A 22,328-nucleotide genomic window follows, 5' to 3' on the forward strand; every position below is an offset into this window, starting at 1 on the left:
GGCGGCTCTGTGTCAGGCGATGGCCATCGCTGCCAGGGCGAGGATCGAAGCGCCGAACACCACGGTGTGCCGTACGTTCTGGAGGGTCCACGTCCAGGAGGGGAAGCCGTCCTCGGCCGCCTTGAGCAGGGTCGGCACGTCGATGCGGGCCAGCATCGGGTCGCCCTTGCGCTGGAAGGCGGCCTGCACGGACTTCGCGGCGGTCAGCTGGCTGTAGAGGATCACACAGTTGATGAGCAGCACGATCGTCTGGAAGACCCAGGTCAGGGGCTCGGCCCAGGAGCCGTCGAACAGGTTCACCGCGGCCGTCGCCGCCATCACTGCGGCGATCGAGACCGGAGCCCACGTCTCGTGGCCGCCGGCGTCGAACCTCATCCCGTTCTCGGTCAGGACGGTGGTCGGTACGCCCTGGCGCTGCAGTTCCGCTTCGGCGCTGGCCATCGCGGTGGCTCCGTAGCGGTGGCGCACCAGCGGGATGCTCACGAAGGCGGTGGCGACGAGCAGCTGCATGACGGCGACGAAAGCGTTCACGGTGGTTCTCCTTGATCGGGCGCTCTCCGGCGCCGACATTGACTTGCACTAAGTTCAAGGCAACCGTAGATCACCACCTGAACTAAGTGCAAGTGCTGTCCTGAACTTTGTGCAAGTCGGGTCGGGTGTCCTATCGTGGGCGCATGCCGCGTGACACGTTGACCAAGGAACAGATCGTCCGGACCGCGATCGAGCTGCTCGACGCCGAGGGCCTGGACGGTCTGAACATGCGCAGCCTGGGCAAGCGGCTCGGCACCGTCGCGACGGCGGTCTACTGGCACGTCAAGAACAAGGACGACCTCATCCTGCTCGCCGGCGACCACGTCTGGCACGAGGTCGAACTGCCGGATCTCGACGCGCTCGACTGGCGCACGGCGGCCACGGCGATGGCCACCGGCCTGCACGCGATGCTCAGCCGGCACCCGTGGCTCGTCCAGGCCTTCGGCTCCCACCTCTTCTACGGCCCGGGCAAGGCGCGCCACGACGACCACAGCCTCGCCGTCTACGAAGCGGCCGGCTTCGTCGGCACACAGGCGGACCGCGCCGCGGCCACCGTCTTCACGTTCGTGCTGGGCGGCGTCCTCGGCGCATCGGCCGCGGTCTCCCTGACCAGACGGCTGAGCCAGGACGGTGGAGACGCCGAAGCGCTGATCCAGGACACGATGGTCAAGGCGAGCGAGATCGCCATACAGTTCCCCCGGCTGCGCACCCGCCTCGAAACACCAAAGGCCGTGGACTACACCGCCGCCCCTGATCAGACCTTCGAGTTCGGCCTCCAAGCCCTCCTCGACGGCCTTGAGGACCGGCTCACCGGCCTCCGCGCACCGGCCGGCCCGGACGCGCCCCGACCACCCGTCACGACGCCCGGCGGATATGAAGATCCCTCAAGCTGAGCGGAACGCCGGAGGACGGCACCCCCGCCCGCGTCGGCTCCCTAACGCCACTGGCCGTTCCGTTGTTGCTCAAGCCCCGAGTCGTCTTCGATCTTGCCGAGGAAGCCGCGGTCGGTGAAGGGCAGATCGTCGGAGCCGCGGCGCTTGCCGTAGGGCAGGTAGCGTTCGCGGGCGACCTGGCCGGTGGCGTCGTCGACGGCCAGCTGGGTGGAGCCGTGCAGGCCCGAGGCCAGCCACCGCGCCCAGATAGAGGGTGGCGGTGCCGTCGGGTTCGCGGCGGATCAGCCGTTCGCCGTTGGCGTCGTAGACCATGGACGGGTCCAGCCCACATACGCCCAAAACCCACATTGGCCCGGCGTTCCCGCTGGTCAGGGGCAGGTGTGAGACGGGGAATCCGGTCGAGCCCATGTACCGGACAACGGTTCCTTATCCCGTACATGGTGATGGCCGGGACGGCGCTGACCTGCGGGTCCACCGCGAGGGCAGCCGCACGACTCGGGCGCGTCATCCGGTACATCGAGATCGGATGTGGGTTTTGGGCGTATGTGGGCTGGACCCCCATCTCTTCCTCTGCACCGGCCGAAGGCCTGCGGCAGCTCGGCGAGATCCCCGACATCTCCGCTCTCCCCGACGGCGGCGGCGTGGAGGAGGAGGGGTAGACCCCAGGGATCCGGCGAATCGTCCGCCGTGCCCGGCCTGGCTGCGCGATCCTGTCCTTTTGGCCGATCTTTCGAAGGATGCGCGGACGGCTGAGGAGATGCACCCGGCGTGGGGCGAGGTCGTCGACGTTCCTACCCCTCGTCGCCAAGGGATGATCACAGCGGAACTGCGGGGAAGTCTCGTAGCCGCTCACTCAGCCTGTCACCTCGCGGGCGAAGCTCGGTTCCGCCGCCTCCAGTCGCGGTACCGCGACCCCCAACCGGCGTGCTTCCGCCAGGGTGTCTCGGCAGATCTCACGCGGCTCCTCGGCCTCGGGGTCGGAGTGCGCCTCAAAATTCACGCGCGCCGGCGCGAAATGAGCGAGCAGCCAGGCGAGCGCGGGGGCCGTCAGCCAGGTGGGCGCACGGAACGGTAGCACACCGCCCCGGTGACGTCGCAGGTCAACGCCGCGCGCCTTGAGGAGCGGCAGCAGCTCGCGGCCAGCCAGCAGCCCCTCGCGCAGGTCGCCCGTTGCCCCGGCCAGCTTGGACAAGGAACCCAGCCGCAGGCCCTGCGAGAACAGGCCGGCATCCGACACGAAATGGACCCACAGCCAGCCGCGGAAGTCAGGCTGCTCCTTAAGCCGGAGCCCGGCCTCGCGAAACGCCTGGCGCACGGCCTGCTCACGTTCGGTCGGCGGCTGGCCGAAGGTGCCGAAGATGACCGACGGCAGCAGCGCCCCACGGAGCACGCCGTCCGCGCCGAAACCGCCACCGGCCTGGGGAAAGCCCCAGGCGATCTGGTCGACAGGGAGTGCGCCGATCGCGGCCAGCGGCTCGGTCCAGATGTTGCCGAAGACCAGCACCGTGGCCTGGCCGACACGCGGGGACAGGAAGGCCGTCGCCTCCGCGAGGCGGTGGTGCGGCACGCTCAGCACGATCAGGTCGAAGTCGTGGTCTGGCTCCAGCGCCTCGCGGTAGCGCACCGGCCACTTCTGGACGACGCGCTGCCCCCACACCCGCCGCCGCGCATCGAGCAGATCGAGGTCTATCGCTTCCCCGTACGCCGCCGTGCGGCCCGGCCGGACGTAGAACTCGACGTCATGCCCGGCCCGTTCCAGGGCCCAGCCGTACATGGTGGCGATCACGCCTCGGCCGAACATCAGGATCTTCAAGCTGCACCTCGTGGGATACAATCGAATTGGAGGTCATCTCCACTTCCAAAAAATATGGAGGTAGTTTCCGTTTGTCAACGCGAGGTAGCGCATGAACTCCGCCAAGCCGCTGCGTGCCGACGCCCAGCGCAACCGCGAGGCCTTGCTCGCCAAGGCCCGGGAGGTCTTCGACGCCGGAGGCTTCTTCGACCTGCGCTTCGATGATTTCGCCCGTCTGGCCGGTGTGGGCACCGGCACGCTGTACCGCCACTTCCCCACCCGGGAGGCGCTGGCCGAGGCGGTCTATCACGAGGAGGTCGCCACGCTGTGCGACCGCGCCCGCCAGTTGCAGGCCACGCTGCCCGCGGAGGAGGCCTTGGCGACCTTCCTGCGTGGCATGGTCGGCTACATGGATGCCCACCAGGGCCTCGCCCGGACGCTGGCCACGCTCATGGCCACCGGCTCGGGTGCGCTCGCCGAGGGTAGTCGGGCGCTGGAGCAGGCTGTCACCGACCTGGTGGCCGCCGCCGTGAAGGACGGCGCCGTCCGCGACGACGTGGGTGCCGGTGCCGTCATGATGGCACTGCATGGCATCGGTGCGGCCCATGACCGCCCCGGTTGGCGGGCCGAGGCCGACGGTGTCATCACCCTCGTGCTGGACGGGCTGCGCCGGTCGCACTCAGGCGACGGTCAGCGCGAGCACGAGCAGGAGAGTGTCGGTGAGTTGAAGTGAGAATACCTTTCTGACCAGGGAAAATGGGACTTGTCTAGGGTTCCGTTTTCACTGTCGGGAAGGCATCCCGTAGATGCAATTCAAGCACGCTCCCCAGGCGGTGTCGGTAGCGTTCGATGACCCGAATCTCGTGTCGGCCGCGGGCCTGGTGCCGGTGATGCGGCTCGCTCACACCGCCGGGCTTGCGGGCCTGTCACTGGACCGTCTCACGGTGCCGGGCGACAACGGCGCGAACGCGGGCGCGAAAGTTCGCGGCCCCGTTGCAGGAGGCAATCAAGCGGCACGTGGCCGGCCCGCAGGATGACGCCGCTGCCGGCGTTGAGCCGGAGGAGTTGCTGAAGCGCTATCCCGACAGCGGACGGCTGGTCCGCGATCGGGCCCCGTTCACCTGCACGGCGAGTACCCGCCCGGTCCGAGAATCGGCGAGATAGACGTGGATGGGAAACCGCTCAGCGGCAGGCAGGCCGGGCGGGTAGAGGCCAGGGTGGTCCTGCCGTACGACCTGCCACGGCTGCACCCCCCAGCCGCCCATACCGAAGCGGTGGCGCAGCACCAGCACATTCGGCCGCTCGATGAAAGCGAAGCGGGCCCGGCCCAGCCGCCCGTGTGTGGCCGCGACCTCCTCGGCCCGCCGCTCGGGTCGGCGTCACCGAAGGAAATGTAACTTGGTAATCACTGAGGGGTTTCGGGGCGAGCGTTCAGCTCAGTGCCCCAGCCGCAAGTGATCAGAGTGGTGTTCCGTAAGGGGATCCCCCACCGGAACACCAACCGCCCGGACAACCGCCCCAGGTCAGGGTGTTCCGTATAGGTGTTCCGCGAACTGTTCCGGTGAAGGCCCCCTATCCGGAACACTTGGAGCCGTGAACGGAACCCGTGTCGGCTACGCCCGCTGCTCGACCGACGAGCAAGACGTGATCATCCAGACCGAGCAACTCCTGACCCTCGGCGTCCCCGAAGACCGGATCTACATCGACCACGGCTTCTCCGGCACCACCCGCCGCAACCGCGCCGGCCTCGACCAGGCCCTCGCCGCCGTGTGGGACGGCAGCGTCTTCACCGTGACCAAGTTCGACCGGTTCGCCCGCAACATGGCCGAGGCCAACGAGATCCTCACCGGTCTGTCAGGACGCGGCGTCCTGTTCGGCCTGGGCGCGTCCGTCTACGACTGGAACGACCCGTTCGGGCGGCTGTCTGTTCCTGCAGACCCTCGCCATGGTCGCCGAGTTCGAGGCCAACCTCGGGCACCTGCGCACCCGCGAGGGCATGGAGCTGGCGAAGAAGAACGGCAAGCTCAAGGGCAAGCAACCCAAACTGCCCGAACCCGCCCGACGCTCCATCCGCCGGCGATACGCCGCGGGCGAGGTGTCCCTGGCCGACCTGGCCACCGAGTACAGCGTCGGACGCTCCACCATCCACCGCATCATCCACGGGCCAGAGACCTCCAGGTAGAGCGGTCACACGTGGAAATTGGACGTCACCCTTCGCGCAAGATCATTCTTAGCGCCAACGGCTGTTCCCAGGTTCCCCGACCCCGGAGCACGCCGACTGGAGCGCCCACCTGCTGCCCTGGGAAGAATGCCAGCCGAAACTGGCGGCGTTCTGCGAGAAGGTCGGGCTGCCCGACACCCCCGCCGCCTTCATCGCCCACCTCAAGGACGCCCACCTGAGTGCGGCCGCGCACCTGGACGCTGGCTACCTCCACAACGCCGACCTGGTCATCGACGAAAGCGGCGTGCCCACCCTTAAACGCCGCCGTGGCAAGGGCACCGATGCCGACGCCGAGCGCCTGGCCGCCGCGATTGAACGGCGCATGCCCGAACGCTCGCTGCTGTCGATCGTTGCGCGCACCGCGTACTGGCTGGGCTGGTATCGCCACTTCGGCCCGGCCTCCGGCTCCGACCCCAAGATCAAGGACCCTCTGGGCCGCTACTCGCTGGCGGTGTTCACCGGCGGCATCAACATCGGCCCGTACGAGGCGGCCAAGCACATCGCCGGCATCACCGCCCGCGAGCTGTCCATGGTCCGCAACCGGCACATCAACCTGAAGAAGCTGAATGCCGCGATCGCGGACGTGGTCAACGCCTTCGCCGAGCTGGACGTAGTCAAAGCATGGGGCGACGGCAGCGCGGTGGCCGCCGACGGCACACAGGTGGACACCTACATCGACAACCTCCTCGCAGAGACCAGCATCCGGTACGGAGGATTTGGAGGCATCGCTTACCACTACATCTCCGACACCTACGTGGCGCTGTTCTCCCGGTTCATCCCCTGCGGGGTGTGGGAGGCGGTGTACCTGATCGAGGGGCTGCTGGCCAACACCTCCGACATCCAGCCCTCCACCGTGCACGCCGATACCCAGGGCCAGAACTTCCCGGTCTTCGCCCTGGCCACGTTGTTCGGGTTCGACCTGATGCCGCGCATCCGCAACTTCAAGGACCTGATCTTCTTCCGAGCATCCGAGAAGATCGTCTACCCGCACATCGACCAGCTGTTCGGCGAGAGCGGCCGCAACGTCATCGACTGGAAGCTGATCGAGAAGCACTGGGCCGATCTGATGCAGGTGGCGATCTCCATCAGCGAGGGCCGGTTGAGCTCGGCCACGCTGATGCGCCGGCTGCGGTCCAACTCCCGTAAGAACCGCATCTACAAGGCGTTTAGGGAGGTCGGCCGCAGCGTACGTACCGTTGCTCTGCTGCGGTATTTGGCCGATCCGGCGCTGCGGGCGCGCGTCACCGCGGCGACGAACAAGGTCGAGTCCTACAACGGATTCTCCAAGTGGCTCGGATTCGGCGGAGTGCTGGCCGACAACGACCCCGAAGAGCAGGAGAAATTAATCAAGTTCAACACCCTGCTGGCCAACCTGGTCGTTTTTCACAATGCCCTGGACATCTCCGACATCGTACGGCAGCTGGTCGCGGAAGGCTGGCAGATCACCGCCGACCAGCTCGGCCGGATCGCCCCCTACCTGCGCGCCCACATCAGCCGCTTCGGCGCCTACGCCACCGACGACCTACGCCGTCAGCCTGGCCCGTTCGATCCCCTCCTGAAGGAGGTCGACTTCACCGAGGTCGGGCTGGCGGCGTGATCTTTCGGCGTCGGTAGGGTTGCGCACCTTGACATCGCGCCACGGAAATACGGCCCTTCAAACGTTGTCCGCGACACAATGCTGGGCCAGGGCCATCAGCCCAAGGCCGTCGTCGACCTCGCCAGCGACTGTCTGGAGCCGGTCATGCATCTGATCGCAAACGTGGTGACGTCGAAGGCCGGAGCCTGGTCGAGGTAATCTGCCGGACCGACCTCGGCCAGGGAGGCGGGTCAGTCGTCGATGGCCTGGTAGAGGGTGGTCCAGAAGTCGTGGATGGCCCGCGCCGAGGCCGGGGTGGACATGCCGGTCTGGGTGAGCAGGATGCCGACGAGCTGGTTGTGCGGGTCGGCGTAGGTGGTGGTGCCGGCTCCGCCGTCCCAGCCGAACTGGCCGATGGGCGCGTAGTCGCCGCGGTAGGTGCGCACCGTCATCCCGAAGCCCCAGCCGCCGTGCTGCCCCTGGCCATGCGATAAATGGACGACGCTGCGGGCCCATGCCTGCAGGGCGGCCGTCTGCTCGGGCGTGAGGCGGTTGGTGGTCATCAACTCGACGGCGGGCCGGGACAGAATCCGCTGGGTGCCGTGCATCCCGCCATTGAGCAGCATCCGGAAATAGGCATGGTACTCGTCGACGGTCGAGTCGAGCCCGCCGCCGCCCGACTGGAACGCCGGCGGCTTGCTGTGGTGCCCCCCTTCGGCCTCGTCTCCCACGAGGAACTCCCCAGTCTCCGGGTGGGGGGCGTACAGGGGCGGCAGCCGGTCGATCTTGTCGGCGGGCACATGGAAGCCGGTGTCCTTCATGCCCAGCGGATCGAAGATGCGTTCGCGCAGGAACGCCTCGAACGACTGGCCGGTGACCCGGGCCACCAGCACGCCGAGCACGTCGTCGCTGAGATTGTACATCCACCGCTCGCCGGGCTGGTACATCAGCGGAAGTGTGCCCAGGCGGCGCATCCACTCATCCGGGTCCGATCCCGGCAGCAGCCATCCGTCCTCTTGGCCGTAGACCCCCCGCTCGAAGAACGCGCTCATCATCGGGGCGGTCCGCGCGGTCATGTCCAGTCCGAGCCCGCAGGTGGAGGTGAGCAGGTCCCGTACGGTGATCGGCCGGCGCGCCGGCACGGTGTCGTCCAGCGGGGCGTCGGGCCGCGTCAGCACCTGCCGGTCGGCGAGCTCGGGCAGCCACGGATCAACAGGGTCGTCCAGCCGCAGCCGGCACTCGTCCAGCAGGACCATCGTCGCCGACACCGCGACCGGCTTGGTCGTCGAGGCCATCCGGAAGATGGTGTCTCGGCGCATCGGCGCGCCACCGTCATGGCGCATCGTCCCCATCGCCTCGACGTGTGTCTCCTCGCCCCGGCTGACCAGGGCGACCAGTCCGGGGATCTTTCCGGATTCGACATGCCGGGCCAGCATCTCGCGCAGCCTGCGCAGCCCTGCTTCGGAAAAGCCGGTTCCCATGATGAATCTCCTTACCTACAATGTTCGATCAGTGTTCGATCTTGCGAGGCGGCCTGCGGGGCGCGTATGGCCTCGGTGGTCTGGGCCGGGACTTGCTCGGTCCGTTCACCGTGATGATCAGGGGGGCGTGGTGGCGAAGGCCCTGGTTACCGCAGTATCGGGACTCTGCCGCGTCACCGGCGCGGCGCCTGCCACCGGGTGTCGAGCGGCCGTGCCGCATTCGGCCTACCAAGCGGACGCGCAGGGTCTCCGGCGTGTTGTCGCCCGCGTCCCTGCCGATCGTGAGTTGGCTGTGCCATACCGACAGCTCGTTGGCCTCCACCACCATGCCCGGTGCGAGGACCAGCTCCACGTTGCCGCCGCGCACCCGCAGCTCGATGACCAGCTCGGGGGCGCTGCGCACCGCGCTCGTCAGGTCCAGCATCACGTCATGGTTGCGTTCGATGACGATCGTGCCCGGGATCTCACCCGTCGGCCGGCCGCTGGACGTGCGGGCGGGTGTCCACCAGCCGAGCACCGCGGGCGACCACGACGGCGGCTTCGGCGGGAGACAACCGGCGCAACTCGGCGCGCGCAGCGGCAAGCAGGCTGTCGAAGGTCGGGTGCCCTGCCTTCTCCTTCGGCGCACCCATCGAAGAACTCCGCCGGCACCGGTCGACGGGTGTTACTTCTCGGCCGTGCCGGGTTCCCCTCTGATGGACTCCTGATAGATGTCCGCGTAGGTGCGCGAGTCCTTGACCAGGTCGTCGCAGAAGGCAGCCACGTCGTTGCCGATGAGTTCCAGGACTCCCTTGCCGGCCGCGACGCCCTCCTCGAAGAAATCGACGATCCCTGAGAGCAGGGACCCGTCAGGCAAGTTGATCGGTCCAACCTTGAAGAAGTACCTCTGAATCTCCTTGTAGACGATCTGGTAGTCCGGCGGGAGCGCCTTGACCCGCGCCATGTGCGCCCGCCACTGCTTCTTGCCCTCGATGATGTCTTGGATGCCCACGTCAGCCTCCTAGCTGGCCCAATTTCCTTGCGACGTTCCTGTTCAACTGCTCGCGCCACCGGTCGCGAAAGCTCCGAGCCCCTTCTCCGCCGGCCAGCGCCGCGCAGAAACCCTCGATGTCGTCACCCAGCACCTCGTGAATGCTCCGCCCATCGGCCGCTGTCTCTTCGAGCAGCCCCAGAGCACCGTCGAGAATCGGCATCAGGTTTCGACCTGTGAAGTCCGAGTAGGGAGAAAGATGACCCTTGATCTCTTCCCACGCCGCCCGGTAGTCGGCCGACAATGCCTCGGCCCGAACTTCGAACGCCTTCCATTCCCTGGTGAGATCGCTGCCTGTCATGGTCTCCCAGAAGTTCATCTCCCGCCCTCCTTGAGCTTGTCGATCCGTGATGTGACGTACTCCCATTTCGCCCAGAACGTCGCGAGTTCTTCGCGCCCCGCGTCGTTGAGCGCATAGAACTTGCGCGGCGGGCCCAGCCCGGACGGTCGTTTCGTCACCTGGACGAGCCCGTTCTTCTCCAGTCGCAGCAGGATGGTGTAAACCGTCCCCTCGACGACGTCGGCGAAGCCGAGTTCGTTCAGCCGGCGCGTGATGGCGTACCCGTAGGTCTCCTCGCTGCCGATGATTTCGAGCACGCAGCCCTCGAGCGTGCCCTTCAGCATCTCCGTCAGGTCGTCCATCGTGGGTCCTCTTCGGTTTCTGGTACCTCGTACTACCGAGTACTGCTATACGGTACCACAGAGTAGTGAGCCAACGCCAAGCAAGCGGTGAGCGCAGACCACGGAAGCGATTCCCTCGGACTCCTTGGCCGTCCGCCCTGCCGCCCCGTCGCCCGACGCGGCCTTCATCACCGGTCCCACTGTGGCGCCATCGGCGAAAGCCATGTACGTGATAATGATCTATTATCACGTACATGGGCGATCATGGCGGCGCGGCGAGCAGGAGAACCCTCCGCCGGGACGGTGCGCGACTCCGGCACGTTATCCGGTACATCACCACAGACGTCGCGCGGCGGTCGGCATGAGCGCCGCACCGAAGGTCGCCGCCCTGCGCGGCGGGCACGTCAGCCTCGCCGCGGCAGCCGACGCCTTTCTGGCCACCCCGCGCACGGCCAACCCGAACACCCACCGCGCCTACGCCTCGGCCATCGACCGCGTCATCGCCCGGCTCGGCCGCGACCGGTCGCTCGCCGAGATCTCCGACGCCGAGATCGGAACTGCGCTCGCCGAGCTGTGGGGAGCGAGCGCGCCAGCGACCTGGAACCGCAACCGCGCCGCCGTCACCTCCTGGCTGATCTGGTGCCAGACCAAGAAGCACTGGACCGCCCCGTCGGTCCCGGCCGACGCCGAACGCCGCAAGGAGACCGCCGACGAGACCCGCGCGGTGGCCAAGACCACGATCCACCGGCTGCTGTCACGCCGCGACATCCCGCTGCGGGAGAAGACGCTGTGGCGCATGCTGTACGAGACCGCCGCCCGGGCCGCCGAGATCCTCGCCCTCAACGTCGAGGACCTCGACCTGGAGCACCGGCGCGCCCCCGTCCGGTCCAAGGGCGGCACCATCGAATGGGTGTACTGGGACAGCGGCACCGCCCACCTGCTGCCCCGCCTGCTCCGTTTGCCCGATGGCAGCTCACGGGCTCGGGGCCCGCTGTTCCTGTCCGAGCGGCGCCCCGTCCCGGCCCGCCGTCCCGCCGCCGCCGACATCTGCCCGCACACCGGCCGCGCCCGCCTCGGCTACGACCGGGCCCGCGTCCTGCTCGACACCTACGCCGGCCTCGACCTGCACCAGCTGCGCCACTCCGCCGCCACCCACCTTGGCGAAGCCGAAGTACCGCTGCAGCTCATCATGGGCAAGACCCGGCACAAGAACCCCCGCACCGCCATGCGCTACGTCAAACCCGGTGCCGAAGCCATCGCCAAGGTCACCGAAGTCCTGGCACCCCGCCACCGTACCCACTGACCAGCAGTTTCGTCAGGGCGGAACGGGCCACTGCCCCTTTCTCCCGTACTTGGGCTGGCCCCCTGCCGGGCTCGTTGATCTTTGTAACGGTTCCGTCGGGTTCCGCCAGCGTGACGTTGGAACGGGTCGTCCCTCCCACCGGAACGGTGATCATGTCGATGCCCTCGGCGAGCATGGCCACGAGCTGCTGCCCTTCGGCCCCGCCGAACGGGATGATGGCGCGCGACCGCACCTGGTTGGCCAGCAACGCGCGTGACACGTTGACCCCCTTGCCTCCGGGGTCCAGGTGAGCGGCCGCCGCCCGGATGACGGCTCCCCGTGTCAGCGAGCCGACCTCGATGGTGCGATCCAGGCTTGGGTTCAGCGTCAGCGTGAGGATCATACGCGCACGACCTCGGGTCCGGCTACCGCCACATCACCGGCGAGCTGGAGATCCAGCTGCGTGTCGGTGATGATCACGTCAATCTCGGACAACGACGCGAAGCGCGTCAGGTAGTTGTGGGAGAACTTGGTGTGGTCGGCGAGAAGAACGGACCGCTGCGCGCAGGCGATCATGGCCCGCTTGATCGCCGCCTCTGCCGGATCGGGCGTCGTCAGTCCCTTGGCCACAGTGCAGCCGTTGGTCGCCATGAAGGCTACATCGACATGCAGCTCGGAGAGCTGCTGACGCCCCCAGTCTTCGACGGTGGCCAGGGTGCGTCCCCGCACCCGGCCTCCCAGCATGTAGACCGTCACATTGGCACGGGCGGCCAGCACGGTGGCCAGAGGCGGCGAATTGACGATGACGGTGAGCTCACGGTCGGGGGGTATGGCCTCGGCAAAGCGGCCCGTCGTCGTGCCCGCGTCGATGATAATGGCGCCGTCCTGCGGCAACTCGGCCAGCGCCGCCTTGGCGATGCGCTCTTTCTCCTCCGTCATGACCTCGTCCCGCGCGGCGAGAGCGGGCTCGAAGCCGAGCCGCTCGACCGGGATCGCCCCGCCGTGCACCCGCCGCAGCACACCCGCGCCCTCGAGAACCGTCAGGTCCCGGCGGATCGTCTCTGTCGTGACGCCGAACTGTTCCGCCAAGCTCACCACGTTGACCCGCCCGGAGGCCCGGGCTTCACGCAGGATCTCCTGCTGCCGCTCCTCGGCGTACATGCTGTTGATTCACCACCGTTTCAATGTTGTAGTGCCTGTTTTTATAGCCGAACATGTTGGAAGTCAAGAGTCAATGAGGAGGAGCCTCATCGCGGGCTTTCAGGACACGCGCCTGCGGCCAGTCCCGGCGCAAGCGGGTCGGCCCCCTGGATCGGGTTCCGCCGGCATGGAGGCTGCGCGGCTCCTCCGAACCGGCGATCAGACGTGGCACCATCGAACCCGCTGAACAGTAGGGAATTGACTAATTGGCCTTATCGCGGCGATCTCGCGCAGGTCGAACGCAATGGCAGGGATGGAGCCGCCGCGGTCGATGACCGCTCCCCCGCCGCGGCCGGTGGCCACGTCGACGGGGACACCAGACAGGCGCAGGCGCTCGAGGTCGCGAGAGATCGTGCGCTCGGAGAGGTCGAAGTCCCGGGCGAGCGCTGCGAGGCTGATCCGGGCCGGGCCGGCATGCAGTCGTTCGACGAGGTGCCGGCGCTCGACCCGGCGCAGCGTCAGGTGGTTGTCGCGGTCCGTGGCTAGCGTGGGGGCGAATGAGCAACGACAGCACCGTACGCACGTTCTTCACCCGCTACGCCCGCGCCCTGCTCGACCGGGATGAGAAGGCCGTGGCCGGGATGTACGCGGTACCCGCGCTGAATCCTCTTTCCAGGACAGTCCATCCCCGTTCTGACGCCCCTCTGAGGTTCACTCCAGGTCGACGGGCGCGCACAAGGATCTGCAACCAGGCCACCCGTCGCAAGGCCGAGCCGTACGGCGGGCGCCGCCCTGATCATCGGCGGGGCGGCGGCGACGTTCGCGATCAGCGACGCGGTCCAGCCGCTCACCTCCCCCACCGCCTCGCGCGGGGCCGCTGGACCCGGCCGCGCAGCGCTACCTGGACGCGGTGGCCGCCAAGGACTCCACCGCGGTCGCCACCGCCTTCACCCCCGACGGCGTGATCGTCGACGTCGGGCGCGAGATCCGCGGCCGGGAGGGCGATCGGCCGCTGGGCCGCCAACCAGGTCATCGGCGGTGTCTACACGCTGCTCGACCACACCCCGCGCCAGGGCGGCGTCACCATGCTGGTCCGCGTCCGGCCCAGCGGCGCGGGCGGCTTCCGCTGGTCTCGCCCACGGAGGCGTGCGCGGCCATGCCGTACGACATCGACTTCTACCTCGACCCGGCACGCGGCGGCATCCCTGCGGGACGCGGCGGCGGCTGTTCGCCTCGGACAGGGTGGTGATCGCTTCAGCTCGTCGGCCGAGCGCGCGTTCGGCGTGCTAACGGGCAGCCTCGTCGAGGAAGGACCTGTCGGGAAGGCCATCGGCTGGTACCAACCGGCGCCCGGCGGTCGTGGCCATCCGCAGGGGCCACGACGAGACCGAATCGGTGATCTCGTCCAGTCCGGCCGCGGGTTCGTCCTGGAGCCGGTCTCGGGCGAAGAGCCGGACCAGGTCGTGGAAGTGGTAACGACCCGATGGACCCTCCTGCAGCAGCCCCAGATCGACAAGCTCGTCGAGGACTTCCCATGCCTCTTCCAGTGACGTGTCACCGACGACCGCGGCGATAGAGGCGTCGAAGTCCTTGCCGGGCACCGACGACAGTCTTCGGAAGACCCGCCGCCCTACCTCCCGGAGCTGCTCGTAGGAGACGCCGAAAGCATTGGCGATCTTGAGGTCGCCGGCCCTGAGCTGGTCGAGGCGGCGCTCCTCGTTCGACAGCCGGGCGGCGAGGTCGGCGGCGGTCCACCCCGGCCGGCTGACCAGCCGGTTCCCGACGATGCGCAGGGCCAGTGGCAGACCACCGCATAACTTGGCAAGCTCCACGATCGCCGGTCCGCTCTCCGAGGGACCGCGCTCGCCCAGGATCCCGGTCAGCAGCACCACGGCTTCCGCCGGCGGCAGGGGACCGAGGCTCAGCCTGTGGACGCCTTCCAGCCCGGCCAGCAACCGCCGGCTGGTGGCGAGCACCCTGCTGTTCCCCCCGTCCGTGAGCAAGGGGCGTAACTGCTCCTCCGACCCGGCGTTGTCGAGCACGATCAGCACCCGCCTGTCCTGCAACAGCGATCGGTACAGCGAGGCACGCGCGGCGACGTCCTGCGGTGCGAACCGATCGGCGCCACCGAACGCGCGAAGCAGCTGCGCCAGGGCGTCACCGGCGCTGATGGGCTGAGCCGACATGCCGTACAGATCCAGGAAGAACACGCCGTCGGGAAAGTCAGGCCGCAGGGCGTGAGCGGCGCGTACGGCGAGCGTGGTCTTGCCCAGGCCCGCCGGACCGGTGATGAGGCTCGCGTTGGCCTGGACGACGCGGTTCGTCCAGGCCAACTCGGCGGCGCGGCCGGTGAAGTCGTCGACGGACCGGGGCAGCTCGCACAGGCCGCTCGAGCGTGTCCCATGGTCGCGCAGGCGGCCTTCCCGTGCCAGTTCGCCGAGCTGCTTGCGGGCGTTCCCGTCGAGTGCGAGCGCGTCGGCCAGAGCGGTGACCGTGCGGTGCTGAGGTCCTGTGCTGCGCCCGCGCTCCATGTCGGACAGGGTGCGGGCGCTGACCCCCGAGGCTGCTGCGAGCTGTTCGAGGGTCAGCCGTGCCGCGTGCCGGTGGAGGCGCAGCAGCTCCGCGAAACTGGTCAACGCGCGGCTGCCTGGGCGATCACGCCCGCCACCGCAGCCGGGTTGGACACGTAGACGGCGTGGCTGCCGGGCGTTTCGGTTACCGCCGAGCCCGCCCGCTCGGCCATGGCGCGCTGCGCGGGCGGCGGGATCATCCGGTCGTCGGTGGCCACGAGGTACCAGCTGGGCTTGTGCCGCCAGGCGGGTTCGCTGACCGCGCCGCCGAGTGCGTCCACGCCCCAGGGCACCTGCGAGTCGGCCATGAACGCGGCCTGCCCGGCAGGTAGGTCACCGGCGAACGAGCCGTGGAACTTCTCCCGGTCCAGGAACAGGAACCCGTCCACCGGCGGCAGGATCGGCGGGACCGGCGCGCCGGGCGGCGGGTCGGCGATGAGCGAGTTGACCGACTCGCCCTTGTCGGGGGCGAAGGCGGCGATGTAGACCAGCGCCGCCACGGACTCGTGGGTGCCCGCCTCGGTGATGACCACGCCGCCGTAGGAGTGGCCGACCAGCACGACCGGGCCCTCTTGGGCGTCGATGACCTGCCGGGTGGCGGCGAGGTCGCCATCCAGCGACACGGTGGGGTTCTGGACGACGGCGACCTGGTAGCCGTCCTGCTTCAGCAGGTCGTAGACGCCCTGCCAGCCGGACCCGTCCACGAACCCGCCGTGGACCAGGACGATGCGAGGTGTACTCATGCCAGGCACGCTAGGTCTCAGGGCGGGGGGCTCTCTTGAGTCATTTGACTCCGATTCCTGCTCAGCGCGTCGCGGAGCGCCGCCCGGGAGGTGACACCGAGCTTCGGGAACACCTGGTACAGGTGGTTGGCGACGGTGCGCGGCGACAGGAGCAGCCGCTCACCGATCTGCTTGTTGGTCAGTCCCACGGCGGCGAGCGTGGCGATCTCCCACTGCTGGGGAGTCAGCTCCGCCGAGCCTGGCACGGCGGACTGGCCGGTGGCGCGTAGTTCGGCGCTCGCCCGTGTCAGCCAGGGCCGGGCGTCGAGGCTGCGGAAGGTGCCGAGCGCCGCCACCAGGTGGACGCGGGCATCGCCGCCGGCCCGGGTACGGCGCAGCCGCTCGCCGTACATGAGCTGCAGGCGGGCCCGCTCGAACGGCCAGCGTTCCGCGCCTGGGGTGGCCACGGCCGCCTCGAACAGCCGGTTGTCGCCGGACGCCAGGGCCGCGGCGGCGCCGGCGACCATGGCAAGCCGCGGTGAGACCACGGCCAGATGCTGCACAGCGGCGGCATGGGCGGCCACCGCGGCGTGGCGGCCGCTGCGCCAGGCGGCCTCGACCAGGTCGGTGATGGTCCACAGCGCGTGCGGGACGTAGGGCGCCAGCTCGCCCGCCGGGCTGATGGCGGATGCCTGCCGGTAGGCCTCCTCGAAGTCGCCCCTGCTCAGCGCCGCCAGCGCCCCGACCTGCCAGGCGTAGTACTGGATCGCGCGGGCCCTGCGCGGACTCGCCCATCGCGTCATCTGGTCGGCCAGCGCCGTGGCGGTGCCGTCGTCGCCGCGCGCGGCGGCCAGCATGCCCTTCAGGTAGATCCCCGGCCAGGCCAGCAGCTGGTATCCGTGCTGGTCGCACAGCGCGAGGCCCTCCTCCACGACCTGCTGCAGTTCGTCCCACTCGCCCACCAGGAAGGCGTCGTTGCCGAGCAGGAACAGCGCCTCGATCGCCGAGGTGACGGCCCCGCCGTCCCGGCCGTGGTGGACGACCCGCCACAGTGCCTCGCGGCACTGCCCGAGCCGGTCGACGTAGGCGCAGGCGATGCCGACGCGGGAGATGCGCGCCGGGATGATCTCCCGCTCCAGCCCCGCGACGACGACCTCCAGCCGGTCGAGCACTGGCGGCGCCAGGCGCGCCGGGTCGGAGAAGGTCCTGCCGAGGATGTCCAGCAGTTCGGGAGGGCGTGGCTTCAGCCGATCGATCGCCGCGTGGAAGGTTTCCCACAGCTCGCCGCGGCCGCCGAAGAAGCACACCATGAGCAGCGAGTACAGGCCCTCGATGAGCGGCTTGTTGTGGGCGTCGGCCAGCGTCCCGATCCCGCCCGTCATCAGGCGGTGCGCACTGTCCACGTCCCCGTAGCCGTTGAGCAGGTGGTAGGTGCCCGCGACCGCGGTGGGCAGCGACTCGCCCCGCCGGTCGGCGCGGCGGGCCTGCTCCAGCAGGCGCGGTGCGTCACGCAGGTCACCGTTCACCACCGAGCCGAGGTAGGCGGCCTCCCCCAGCCGCCCGGCGCGGCCGATGCCGTCCGGGCTCAGCTCGGCCGCGCGCAGCAGCAGCGTGATGGCGCGCACGCCGTCGCCGCGTAGCAGGTTCGCGTGCGCCGCCGCCTGCAGTAGCGCGGCGACCTCCTCGTCAGGTCCCTCCGCCACTTCCGCCAGGTGCCAGGCTCGCCGTTCGGGCCGGCCGGCGAGCCGTACGGCCAGCCTCTGGTGCGCGTGGCGGCGCTGCTCGCCCGTGGCCAGCTCCACCACCGCCGAGCCGATCAAGGGGTGGCGAAACAGCAGCCTCCCCTCGATCCGGACCAAGCCCGCCCGTTCCGCGGGAGCCAGCGACTCTCTGTCGAGGATGCTCACGTCGCCGCTGCCCTCCAGTACGGCCAGCAGCAGCTGGTCGTAGGACGCGGCCGGCAGGTTCCTGATCCGGGCGGCGAACACCGCCTGCAGGCGCCCGCTGAGCGGCAGGACCTGGGGCAGCACGCTGGGTGGCGAGTCGCCCAGCGCGACCGGCAGTTCCAGCAGGGCCAGCGGGTTGCCCCGGGCGTCGGCCAGCAGCCGCTGGCAGGCCCGCGGGGCGAGCGCGGGGAAACGCGCGTTCAGCAGAGCCGCGGCATCCGCCTCGTCGAGCGGCTGCAGTTCGTGGCCGGGCAACCCGCCGTACTCGAAGAAGCCCTCCTCGCCCGAGCGGGACGCGGCGAGCAGCCCGGCCCTGCTGCCGGTGAGGCGGCGGGCCACGAAGCCCAGGAGCACGGCGCTGGCACGGTCCAGCCAGGCGATGTCGTCGACTACCACCAGCAACGGCTGGGACCTGGCGGCCTGGCGCAGGAGCAGCAGGGCCGCGTTGGCAACCAGGAGCTGGCCCGGTGGGGCTCCCTCGCCCAGCCCGAGAGCGACGCTGAGTGCTCTCTCGTGCGCCGGGCTCAGGCGAGGCAGGTCCGCCAAGAGCGGGTAGAGGACCTGATGGAGCCCGGCGAAGCTCACCTCGGCCTCGAACTGCGAGCCGGAGCCGTGCAGCACGCGGTGACCGGCGGCCAGCGCTTGCGCCGCGGCGGCTTCCAGCAGCGCGGACTTGCCCACCCCCGCCTCTCCCCGCAGGATGAACGCGCCGCCTTGACCGACGGCGTCGCCGATCCTGGAGAGATCTCGTTCGCGCCCGATCAGCGGACCACCTGTGATCGCAGCCACGTACCGACCTTACGCCCGGGTTTCGCGCGGTCCAGCTTGCCGATCCGTCAGGTGGAGATGCTCTCCGGGTCGGCGGGGGCGAGCACGGGATAGCCCTTGGCCTGGAGGCGGCGGACGACGCCGTTCCAGCCGGAGGCGTCGGCGAAGCCGCCGTGCATCAGCACGATCGTGGGTTTGGCTGAGGAGGTGGCGGTCGCTGCTGAGGCGGGAACGGTGAAAACGCGACGGCCAGACCACCGGCAGCAGCAGCGAGCGCGATACGGTTCATGACTCTCCGACGAGGGCAATGGACCGGGAGCTGGAGGTGGCACAGCTCCCGTGCCCCCATACAAGTGGCGCTCGGGACACCAGACCATGCAGAACAGCACACAGAACTGTCAGGCGAGATCGCGGCAGCGGCTGCTCGCCTCGGCGTCTCCGACTTCCTCGTACACCTCGGCCGCCCGCGCGTACGCGCTGCGGCTCTCCTCGCTCCGGCCCTCCTCGGCCAGCAGGGCCGCCAGTGTCTCCAGGGAGCGGGCCTGCTGCGATGGTAGCTGGGCCTGCTCCATGAGGCTGATCGCCTCGGTGAGCTTGAAGATGGCTTCGGATCGGTGGCCGAGCAGCGCCAGGCATTCGCCGATGCGGGCGAGCGCGATGGGCCGGGTGAACGCCACCACGCTGGGCCTCATCCCCGACCGGTTGTCGTTCAGCAGGCCCCACAGCCCGAGGTACTGCTCCAGTGCCTCGGTGTGGCGTCCGGCGTCGCGCAGGCAGGTGCCGAGGGCGCCCAGGCACTGGCTGTAGGAATCGATGTCGCCGCTGGCCTTGAACATCTCCGCCGCCCGGGTTTCTGACGCGATGGCCTCGCTGAGCCGTCCGAGACTGCGAAGCGCGCCTCCCGCGTTGTGGTGAGCCGAGGCCATCTCGTCCGTGGCGCCGCTTCGGGTGGCGAGGTCCAATGCCTGGGCCGTGTACCGCAGCGCGGTCTCCGGGTCGTCACGCGGGACCAGATGGACCCAGGCAAGCAGGTTCAGCTGGTTGGCCTGCCGGGCCTGATCGCCCAGGGCGGCGGCGGCATCGGCGCCGAGGGTGAAGACCTCGAGCCAGTGCGGCGCGTGCATCCACCGGTCGGAGAACCAGTCCAACGACTCGGCGCAGTCCAGGACCGCCGAGTGCCGACCCGTGCCCGCCGCGGCGCGCAACGCGCCCATCCAGTTGTCCACGTTCACGCGCAGCCAACGGTCAGCTTCCTCCGGAGAGGACAGGCCGCTGGCGGCCTGTCCATGGCCGGATTCGAACCACCGCCCGGCACCGGTGGCCATCTGCAGCAGCCACGACGTCACCGCCTCGGTGACCGTCTCCCGCTCGGCCACCGTGTCCTCCTGCTGGAGGCGGTCGTCGGCGAACAGGCGGACCAGATCGTGGAAGCGGTAGCGGCTCGCCGCGCTGTCCTGCAGCAGGCCGAGATCGACGAGCTCGTCCAGCACGTCCCAGGCGTCCTCGACGTCGACCCCGCCCACGACGGCGGCGAGCGTGGCGTCGAAGTCCCGTCCGGGGATGAGGGACAGCCGCCGGAAGACCTGGCGCGATGAGCGGGTGAGCTGCTCGTACGACATCGCGAACGCGTTGGCGATCTTCAGGTCGCCTGCCTTGAGCTGCTCCAGGCGCCCTTGCTCGTTCCCCAGGCGGGCGGCGAGCTCGGCGGCCTTCCAGCCGGGCCTGCTGACCAGCCGGTTGCCGATGATGCGCAGCGCGAGCGGCAGGCCGTCGCACAGCTCGACGAGCCTGGAGATCGCCGCTCCGTCGTCGGAGGCGCTGCGCCCTTTCAAGATCCCGGTCAGCAGTTCGGTGGCCTCCAGCAGGGGCAAGGGGCCGAGGCTGAGCCTGCGGACGCCTTCCAGCCCGGCCAGCAACCGGCGGCTGGTCACCAACGCTCGGCCCACGCCGTCGCCGGGCAGCAACGGCCGGACCTGTCCCTCGGAAGCCGCGTTGTCGAGCACGACGAGCACGCGCCGCTGCCGCAGCAGCGATCGGTACAGGGACGCACGCCCGGCGACGTCAGCGGGGATCTCCTGCTCGATGACACCGAGCGCGCGCAGCAGCAGCGCCAGGGACTCCGTCACGGGCATGGGGTGGGACGACATGCCGAATAGATCGAGGAACAGCACGCCGCCGGGGAAGTCCGGCCGCAGAGCGTGCGCGGCGCGAACGGCGAACGTCGTCTTGCCCAGCCCGGCGGATCCGGTGATGAGTCCCACGCCCGCGGCGCCGGGCGCACCCCGGGGGCGGACCAGCTCGGTGGTCCAGGTCAGCTCGGCGGTCCTGCCGGTGAAGTCGTCGATTGGTCGGGGCAGATCGCACTGGCCGGTCGGGCGGGTCCAGTGGTCGCGCAGGCGGCCCTCGCGTGCCAGCTCGAGGAACTGGTCGCAGTCGTCGCCCTCCAGGGCAAGAGCGTCGGCCAGTGCGGTGACGGTGCGATGCTGGGGTCCTTTGCTGCGGCCTCGCTCCATGTCCGACAGCGTCCGGCTGCTGACCCCGGAGGCTTCGGCAAGTTGCTCCAAGGTCATTCGGGCCGCGCGCCGGTGGCGGCGCAGCACCTGGCCGCGTCCAGGGAGGTGGTGTTTGAGAAGGCCACCCGTAATCGGTGACTATTAGGAAGCAATCGCCTCAATAGTCACTTTAGCATCGTTTGTCTTATTTTTAGAATCGGGTGAATCGGTGTTCTTGCGACACTCGGCGAGGACCTCCAGCCCCATATAGCGGCGCTGTTCGGTCCACTCGTCGTTCTGCTCGGCCAGTACCGCGCCGACGAGCCGGACGATCGAGTCGCGGTTGGGGAAGATACCGACGACGTCGGTCCGCCTCCTGATCTCCTTGTTCAGGCGCTCCTGAGGGTTGTTGCTCCACGTCTGACGCCAGACGGCTTTGGGGAAGGCGGCGAAGGCCAAGATGTCCTCGCGGGCCTCGTCCAGATGCTCGGCCGCCTTCGGGTACTTGGCCTCCAGTACCTGCACGACATGACGATGCTGGGCATAGACCGACTCGGCGTCAGGCTGCTCGAAGATGGTGCGCAGCATGGTGGCCACCCATGGCTGGGCCGACTTCGGAACGCGCGTGATCAAGTTTCGCGCGTAGTGGGTTCGACACCTCTGCCAGGATGCGCCCGGCAAAGTGGAGGCGATCGCGTCGCGCAGCCCGGCGTGGCAGTCGGAGGTCACCATCAGCACGCCGGACAGGCCGCGGGCGACCAGGCCGCGCAGGAACGCCAGCCAACCCGCGCCGTCCTCGCTGGAGACGACGTCCAGGCCTAGATCACCCGCACACCATCTCCCTGGACGTGAACCAGCACACACCTCTGCAAAGCTGGCTGGAGCGACCATGGGAGTTACCCTCTCTCACCCCGAATGATCATTCATCGTAAGGGATCCGGCGCGACTTGCCCGTTGCGGGGCAGATGCCACAAGGAGGTGCCTGTCGATCGCGCGGCTTCGGCTGATCGTGTCCCTGCGGGTGAGAAGACGTTCGGAATTGCGTGAGCCCCGGCCCCGTGAACATGGGACCGGGCCGGATTTCGAGGTTATCGGTCAGTCGGTTGCCTTGGCCGCGGATTCGATGAGGCGGGTGGTCAGGTCCGGCCGGCTGATCATGGCGACGAGGGAAGCGCCCTTGGCCTCGACGACGTGGGCCTTGGCACGCTGGTAGAAGAAGCGCTCCAGCGCGGGCGGGATGGCCTTGTCCTCAGTGAGGGAGTT

Annotated in this window: 22 protein-coding genes and 4 pseudogenes; 9 read left to right on the forward strand and 17 right to left on the reverse strand. The window is 69.1% G+C overall.

The window, feature by feature from the left end; genetic code table 11:
- Positions 1–12: 12 nt before the first annotated feature.
- Complete coding sequence (locus FHR32_RS34415; protein ID WP_184758731.1) at positions 13–531, reverse strand: hypothetical protein; 519 nt, start codon at positions 529–531, stop codon at positions 13–15.
- A 143-nt stretch (positions 532–674) separates the two neighbouring features.
- Here FHR32_RS34415 and FHR32_RS34420 point away from each other — a divergent pair, with 143 nt between their 5' ends.
- Together FHR32_RS34420 and FHR32_RS34425 are read left to right on the forward strand one after the other, a co-directional pair.
- Entirely contained in the window at positions 675–1,424 is a 750-nt protein-coding gene (locus tag FHR32_RS34420; protein WP_184758732.1) for a TetR/AcrR family transcriptional regulator, read from the forward strand.
- Positions 1,425–1,861: 437 nt separating this feature from the next.
- Entirely contained in the window at positions 1,862–2,083 is a 222-nt protein-coding gene (locus FHR32_RS34425; protein WP_184758733.1) for a hypothetical protein, read from the forward strand.
- Between the two features lie 194 nt (positions 2,084–2,277).
- On the opposite strand, the gene FHR32_RS34430 is transcribed toward FHR32_RS34425, so the two are convergent.
- Positions 2,278–3,237, reverse strand: a complete 960-nt coding sequence (locus FHR32_RS34430; RefSeq protein ID WP_184758734.1) for a ketopantoate reductase family protein — start codon at positions 3,235–3,237, stop codon at positions 2,278–2,280.
- A 91-nt stretch (positions 3,238–3,328) separates the two neighbouring features.
- Between FHR32_RS34430 and FHR32_RS34435 the strand changes: the two genes are divergently transcribed.
- Positions 3,329–3,949: a TetR/AcrR family transcriptional regulator gene (locus tag FHR32_RS34435; protein WP_184758735.1), complete on the forward strand. Its 621-nt coding sequence runs from the start codon at positions 3,329–3,331 to the stop codon at positions 3,947–3,949.
- Positions 3,950–4,022: 73 nt separating this feature from the next.
- Positions 4,023–4,217 (forward strand): annotated as a pseudogene (locus tag FHR32_RS34440) (IS1380 family transposase); the annotation flags it as partial.
- 75 nt (positions 4,218–4,292) lie between these two features.
- Here the strand turns inward: FHR32_RS34440 and FHR32_RS34445 are convergent.
- On the reverse strand, positions 4,293–4,502 hold the full coding sequence (locus FHR32_RS34445; RefSeq protein WP_184758736.1) for a hypothetical protein: 210 nt from the start codon (positions 4,500–4,502) through the stop codon (positions 4,293–4,295).
- A 358-nt stretch (positions 4,503–4,860) separates the two neighbouring features.
- Between FHR32_RS34445 and FHR32_RS47410 the strand changes: the two are divergent.
- The 3 genes and pseudogenes from FHR32_RS47410 to FHR32_RS34455 all read left to right on the forward strand — a co-directional run.
- A pseudogene (locus FHR32_RS47410) lies at positions 4,861–5,055 on the forward strand (recombinase family protein); the annotation flags it as partial.
- A gap of 106 nt (positions 5,056–5,161) precedes the next feature.
- The gene (locus tag FHR32_RS46295) at positions 5,162–5,398 is read left to right on the forward strand and encodes a hypothetical protein (protein ID WP_281391144.1); all 237 of its coding nucleotides are present in this window, start codon (positions 5,162–5,164) and stop codon (positions 5,396–5,398) included.
- 85 nt (positions 5,399–5,483) lie between these two features.
- A pseudogene (locus FHR32_RS34455) lies at positions 5,484–7,034 on the forward strand (Tn3 family transposase); the annotation flags it as partial.
- A 230-nt stretch (positions 7,035–7,264) separates the two neighbouring features.
- On the opposite strand, the gene FHR32_RS34460 reads toward FHR32_RS34455, so the two are convergent.
- From FHR32_RS34460 to FHR32_RS34485, 6 genes are read right to left on the reverse strand one after another with little or no spacing between them, the layout of a single operon-like run.
- On the reverse strand, positions 7,265–8,494 hold the full coding sequence (locus FHR32_RS34460; protein ID WP_184758737.1) for a serine hydrolase domain-containing protein: 1,230 nt from the start codon (positions 8,492–8,494) through the stop codon (positions 7,265–7,267).
- Positions 8,495–8,522: 28 nt separating this feature from the next.
- Positions 8,523–8,918, reverse strand: a complete 396-nt coding sequence (locus tag FHR32_RS34465) for a hypothetical protein (RefSeq protein WP_184758738.1) — start codon at positions 8,916–8,918, stop codon at positions 8,523–8,525.
- Positions 8,919–8,958: 40 nt separating this feature from the next.
- Positions 8,959–9,126: a hypothetical protein gene (locus tag FHR32_RS34470; protein ID WP_184758739.1), complete on the reverse strand. Its 168-nt coding sequence runs from the start codon at positions 9,124–9,126 to the stop codon at positions 8,959–8,961.
- 32 nt (positions 9,127–9,158) lie between these two features.
- On the reverse strand, positions 9,159–9,485 hold the full coding sequence (locus tag FHR32_RS34475; protein ID WP_184758740.1) for a DUF1048 domain-containing protein: 327 nt from the start codon (positions 9,483–9,485) through the stop codon (positions 9,159–9,161).
- 1 nt (position 9,486) lies between these two features.
- Complete coding sequence (locus tag FHR32_RS34480) at positions 9,487–9,843, reverse strand: DUF1048 domain-containing protein (RefSeq protein ID WP_184758741.1); 357 nt, start codon at positions 9,841–9,843, stop codon at positions 9,487–9,489.
- Positions 9,840–10,166 (reverse strand): PadR family transcriptional regulator, encoded by a 327-nt coding sequence (locus FHR32_RS34485; protein ID WP_184758742.1) that lies wholly within the window; start codon positions 10,164–10,166, stop codon positions 9,840–9,842. Before FHR32_RS34485 ends, FHR32_RS34480 begins: the two co-directional genes overlap by 4 nt.
- 340 nt (positions 10,167–10,506) lie before the next feature.
- Here FHR32_RS34485 and FHR32_RS34490 point away from each other — a divergent pair, with 340 nt between their 5' ends.
- On the forward strand, positions 10,507–11,448 hold the full coding sequence (locus FHR32_RS34490; RefSeq protein WP_184758743.1) for a tyrosine-type recombinase/integrase: 942 nt from the start codon (positions 10,507–10,509) through the stop codon (positions 11,446–11,448).
- Here the strand turns inward: FHR32_RS34490 and FHR32_RS34495 are convergent.
- The 3 genes from FHR32_RS34495 to FHR32_RS47415 all read right to left on the reverse strand — a co-directional run bounded on the left by FHR32_RS34495 (position 11,411) and on the right by FHR32_RS47415 (position 13,089).
- Entirely contained in the window at positions 11,411–11,830 is a 420-nt protein-coding gene (locus tag FHR32_RS34495; RefSeq protein ID WP_221466651.1) for a 1-phosphofructokinase family hexose kinase, read from the reverse strand. The two genes, FHR32_RS34490 and FHR32_RS34495, sit on opposite strands and share 38 nt — an antisense overlap.
- Positions 11,827–12,588 (reverse strand): DeoR/GlpR family DNA-binding transcription regulator, encoded by a 762-nt coding sequence (locus FHR32_RS34500; protein WP_184758744.1) that lies wholly within the window; start codon positions 12,586–12,588, stop codon positions 11,827–11,829. The genes FHR32_RS34495 and FHR32_RS34500 overlap by 4 nt, the downstream gene beginning before the upstream one ends.
- Positions 12,589–12,786: 198 nt before the next feature.
- A complete protein-coding gene (locus tag FHR32_RS47415; RefSeq protein ID WP_184759018.1) occupies positions 12,787–13,089 on the reverse strand; it encodes an HTH domain-containing protein in 303 nt (100 codons plus the stop codon).
- Between the two features lie 388 nt (positions 13,090–13,477).
- Here FHR32_RS47415 and FHR32_RS34510 point away from each other — a divergent pair, with 388 nt between their 5' ends.
- Complete coding sequence (locus FHR32_RS34510; protein WP_184758745.1) at positions 13,478–13,816, forward strand: hypothetical protein; 339 nt, start codon at positions 13,478–13,480, stop codon at positions 13,814–13,816.
- 37 nt (positions 13,817–13,853) lie between these two features.
- Here the strand turns inward: FHR32_RS34510 and FHR32_RS34515 are convergent, their stop codons facing one another.
- The 5 genes and pseudogenes from FHR32_RS34515 to FHR32_RS34540 form a co-directional block, all read right to left on the reverse strand.
- Positions 13,854–15,203: an XRE family transcriptional regulator gene (locus FHR32_RS34515; RefSeq protein ID WP_184758746.1), complete on the reverse strand. Its 1,350-nt coding sequence runs from the start codon at positions 15,201–15,203 to the stop codon at positions 13,854–13,856.
- On the reverse strand, positions 15,200–15,880 hold the full coding sequence (locus tag FHR32_RS34520) for an alpha/beta hydrolase (RefSeq protein WP_184758747.1): 681 nt from the start codon (positions 15,878–15,880) through the stop codon (positions 15,200–15,202). The genes FHR32_RS34515 and FHR32_RS34520 overlap by 4 nt, the downstream gene beginning before the upstream one ends.
- Before the next feature lie 17 nt (positions 15,881–15,897).
- Positions 15,898–18,594, reverse strand: coding sequence for an AAA family ATPase (locus FHR32_RS34525; protein ID WP_221466652.1), 2,697 nt, complete (start codon positions 18,592–18,594; stop codon positions 15,898–15,900).
- Between the two features lie 377 nt (positions 18,595–18,971).
- Complete coding sequence (locus tag FHR32_RS34535; protein ID WP_312882835.1) at positions 18,972–21,173, reverse strand: ATP-binding protein; 2,202 nt, start codon at positions 21,171–21,173, stop codon at positions 18,972–18,974.
- A gap of 54 nt (positions 21,174–21,227) precedes the next feature.
- Positions 21,228–21,887 (reverse strand): annotated as a pseudogene (locus tag FHR32_RS34540) (IS256 family transposase); the annotation flags it as partial.
- Positions 21,888–22,328: the final 441 nt, after the last annotated feature.

It is taken from the genome of Streptosporangium album (genome assembly GCF_014203795.1).
GTDB lineage: Bacteria > Actinomycetota > Actinomycetes > Streptosporangiales > Streptosporangiaceae > Streptosporangium > Streptosporangium album.